General features: G+C 28.3%; 5 protein-coding genes. 4 read left to right on the top strand and 1 reads right to left on the bottom strand.

All coding sequences use genetic code 11. The features are described 5' to 3' along the window. The first annotated feature begins 359 nt into the window (after positions 1–359). The 3 genes from spoIIAA to sigF are packed head-to-tail and all read left to right on the top strand — an operon-like array spanning position 360 to position 1,910. Positions 360–695 carry an anti-sigma F factor antagonist gene (spoIIAA, locus tag HUJ77_RS15035; protein ID WP_291710028.1) on the top strand — a complete coding sequence of 112 codons (336 nt, stop codon included), beginning with the start codon at positions 360–362 and terminating at the stop codon, positions 693–695. Between the two features lie 15 nt (positions 696–710). Continuing rightward, positions 711–1,142, top strand: a complete 432-nt coding sequence (gene spoIIAB, locus HUJ77_RS15030; RefSeq protein WP_291710027.1) for an anti-sigma F factor — start codon at positions 711–713, stop codon at positions 1,140–1,142. A 9-nt stretch (positions 1,143–1,151) separates the two neighbouring features. Beyond that, positions 1,152–1,910 carry an RNA polymerase sporulation sigma factor SigF gene (gene sigF, locus HUJ77_RS15025; RefSeq protein ID WP_291710026.1) on the top strand — a complete coding sequence of 253 codons (759 nt, stop codon included), beginning with the start codon at positions 1,152–1,154 and terminating at the stop codon, positions 1,908–1,910. Between the two features lie 55 nt (positions 1,911–1,965). Here the strand turns inward: sigF and HUJ77_RS15020 are convergent, their stop codons facing one another. Further along, the gene (locus HUJ77_RS15020) at positions 1,966–3,006 is read right to left on the bottom strand and encodes a M15 family metallopeptidase (protein ID WP_291710025.1); all 1,041 of its coding nucleotides are present in this window, start codon (positions 3,004–3,006) and stop codon (positions 1,966–1,968) included. Positions 3,007–3,158: 152 nt separating this feature from the next. Between HUJ77_RS15020 and spoVAC the strand changes: the two genes are divergently transcribed. Next, entirely contained in the window at positions 3,159–3,623 is a 465-nt protein-coding gene (gene spoVAC / locus HUJ77_RS15015) for a stage V sporulation protein AC (RefSeq protein ID WP_291710030.1), read from the top strand. Positions 3,624–3,734 lie beyond the last annotated feature (111 nt).

The following is a 3,734-nucleotide window of genomic DNA, read 5'->3' as shown; positions in this document are numbered from 1 at the left end:
AGATAAAGAATCAAAAGAAGAAGAGGATAGTAAGGAAAATAAGGAAAATATAAAAGAGAAAGAAGAAATAGAAGATAAAAAAATAAATAAAGAAAAAGAAGATAGTAACGTAAGTGAAAATTAAAAAAGATTTAGTATAAATATAAAAGATGAATAAAACAATAGTAGTAGAGTATAGATATCCGTTGAAGATTTTTATGTAATTGACAATAAGAATTTCAGCGGATATTCGTATGTATAATAAAGGACATATTGGTTATATATGGTTGACTACATAAAAGATATTATGTTAAAATTTAGATGGTAAAAAAAGGAATAGGAGGTGCAAACTCTAAATCATTAATTTTAGAGTAAATAATATGATTCTTAAGTTTGACAAGATTGATGACAAGTTAATTGTGTTTTTGAATGGAGAATTAGATCATCATAGTGCTGAAGAAGTAAGAGTAAAAATTGATGATAGAATAGATAGAGATAATATAAAAAAAGTAATAATGGACTTTAATAATGTAACGTTTATGGACAGTTCAGGTATTGGAGTTGTTATTGGAAGATTTAAAAAAGTACAAAATAGAGATGGCGTTGTTTGTGTTGTTAATGTTAACAGTAGAGTAGATCGTGTATTTACACTGTCTGGATTGTATAAAATTATAAAATCATATATAAACGTTGAAGAAGCTGTTAAGTGTATTTAATAGGGGGATTATAAGATGGTAGAAAATAAGGTGCGTATAGAATTTGAAAGTAGATCTCAAAACGAAGGATTTGCTAGAGTTGCAATTGCAGCTTTCGTTTCTCAATTAGATCCAACAGTAGAAGAATTAACTGATGTAAAAACAGCAGTTTCTGAAGCAGTTACAAATTCTATAATTCATGGTTATGAATGTCAAAAAGAGGGTATAATCAAAATAGAAGCTTCTATTGAAGATAATGAAGTAGAAATAATTATAACAGATAATGGTTTAGGTATAGAAGATGTTAATCAAGCTATGGAACCATTATATACATCAAGACCAGACTTAGAAAGATCAGGAATGGGCTTTACTGTTATGGAAAGCTTTATGGATGCTGTAGAAGTTAAAAGTTTAAAAGGCATAGGTACAACAGTAACTATGAAAAAGAAATTTAATTTGATACGTTAGGTGGGCTTTATGGATAATGGTACATTAAACAAGACTGTTTACAATTATGAGGACAATTCTTATTTAATACCTTTAGCTAAATCTGGTGATGAAGAGGCAATGAGAATTTTGATAGAATTAAATATGCCATTAGTTTCATCAATAAGTAAGAAATTTATTAATAGAGGATATGATTATGAGGATATATTCCAAATAGGCTCTATGGGGTTAGTTAAAGCTATAAAGAATTTTGATGATAACTATAATGTAAAGTTTTCAACATATGCAGTACCAATGATTATAGGCGAAATAAAGAGATTTTTAAGAGACGATGGAATAATAAAAGTTAGTAGAAATATAAAAACACTAGCAAGAAAGTTAAGATTTGACAAAGAAATTTTAATCAAGGAACTAGATAGAGAACCAACAATAGATGAACTTTCGAAATATTCAGGAGTAGATAAAGAAGATGTATTAGTTGCTTTAGAATCATCAGCAAGTATGCAATACTTATATGATGTAATTCATCATGATGATGGGGCACCTATTATGCTAATAGACAAGTTAAGTGAAAATGGAGAAGAGGATAAGAATATAACTGAAAGAATAGCATTAAAGGAAGCTTTGAGAGGGTTAGATACTAAATCAAGGCAAATAATTATGCTCAGATATTTTAAAGATAAAACTCAAGTACAAGTAGCTAAAATGCTTGGTATAAGTCAAGTACAGGTGTCTAGAATAGAGAAAAAAGTTTTGGCAAAAATGAAAGAGCAATTAGAAGAGAAATAAGATAAGTTATGTAAAAGAGTACTACTCTTTTACATAACTTATTTTTTATTAAATATTATAATCCAAAATGTTCTTCTAAAGTTAGGTTGTTTTCTGTTAAATAAGTACTAAGCTCAGTACCTACATATCTAAAGTGCCATGATTCATAGATATATCCAGTAATATCTTCTTTTTCAACTGGATATCTTAATATAAAGCCATATTTAGCACAGTTTTCTTTTAACCATTGTGCTTCATATGTATAAGAAAAGGCACTGGTTACCCATAAAGAAGAATCAGCACCACCAATATCAAGTGCTAAACCAGATTGATGTTCACTATAGCCAGCAGGAGCAGAGAAGCTAGAAGCGGTGCTTCCATAACTATAACTATAAGAACTAAATAATTGTTGTTGCTTATAATAACTTCTGAAACCAGAAGCAATGGATAATTGAACACCATCATTAGCTGCAGCTTGTTTCATTTCTTGGAATGCACTATCTACTTCAGGTCTTAATCTATAGCCATAATCTACAGGTAGTCCAAAGTTTTTATTAACTATAATAGTACCATCTATTTCTAGAGGTTCTAAAGTGGAAGTTTGTCCACTTTCATATAATAAGTTATCAATTTTATATGAAATTAGCTTCATTTTAGCGTTTATTTTTTCAAAATCTTCACAAGCTATTAATGTCTTAGTATCATTAATCAATTTTTCTAAATAGTCATCCGTCAGTCCATTTGCTCTTTGTATTTCAGAGTGAAGTTGTGAATTAAAATTTTCTTTTATGTGGTTTGTAGATTCAGCTATTTTAGTATTAATATTATTCAATAAAATAGTTGAATTCGTAATATCTTTTGAATCAATAGAATTATTTAGTTTATCTAAAATATCAGAAAAAGATATATGTGGTATAAATTTAGTTATATTTTTAATCTTTGTATTAAGAGAATTGTTTACATCGTCTTTTACAGTTGAATTATCACCTGTATGAGTTATTGCAGCAAAAAAATTATTAGTACCTTTAGCTTGAGTAATAGTTTTTGATTCTATATAGCATGTTGGAGATAAAAGAGTAAAGAATAAAGCTGCAAATATAATATTACGTTTTTTCATATAATCCTCCTTTTTCAACACAATACAACATAAATTTTAGCATAGAATTTAAAAAAAATAAATAATTAAATAGAAAAAAAATTTTTTTTGGATTATTTTAAGGTATAAAGGAATACTAACAATATTAGAAAGGAGTTTTTGTTATGGGGAAAATAGCTAAAGAAGAAGAAAAAATAATGAGTAAATTTCAAGAGCTATCACAGGAGACAAAACCAAAGCCTAAATATATAAAAAATATTATTTTAGCTTTTGTAGTAGGCGGTTCAATTTGTGTAATAGGTCAATTCATTTTAAACATGCTTATTAAGTTTGGAATTGAAGAAGAAGATGCTATGACATGGGTTCCGATCATTATGGTCTTTTTTGGGGCACTTTTAACTGGAATTGGTGTTTATGATAAAATAGCAAGCTTTGCAGGTGCTGGAACTGTAGTCCCTATTACTGGTTTTGCAAATGCAATGGTAGCACCAGCAATTGAATTCAAAAAAGAAGGTTTTGTATTTGGAGTTGCAGCAAAAATGTTTACCATAGCAGGTCCTGTATTGGTTTATGGTATAGGAAGCTCCGTTATTATTGGACTAATATATTATATATTGATGTGTATTGGAATCATATAATAAGGAGGGGTATAGTATGAGTAATGATATAAAAAAGATAGGGAAACAAACTATAAAGCTTTCTAATCCTCCTAAAATAATATCTACATATTCAATAGTTGGACCTAAGGA

This window comes from Clostridium sp. (assembly GCF_021443865.1).
GTDB lineage: Bacteria > Bacillota > Clostridia > Clostridiales > Clostridiaceae > Clostridium.
This window is presented reverse-complemented; position numbering and strand designations above follow the sequence as displayed.

Excerpts from the sequence above, each read along its gene's own strand:
- spoIIAA (WP_291710028.1), top strand. The coding sequence starts at position 360 with ATGATTCTTAAGTTTGACAAGATTGATGACAAGTTAATTGTGTTTTTG.
- spoIIAB (WP_291710027.1), top strand. The coding sequence starts at position 711 with ATGGTAGAAAATAAGGTGCGTATAGAATTTGAAAGTAGATCTCAAAAC.
- sigF (WP_291710026.1), top strand. The coding sequence starts at position 1,152 with ATGGATAATGGTACATTAAACAAGACTGTTTACAATTATGAGGACAAT.
- HUJ77_RS15020 (WP_291710025.1), bottom strand. The coding sequence starts at position 3,006 with ATGAAAAAACGTAATATTATATTTGCAGCTTTATTCTTTACTCTTTTA.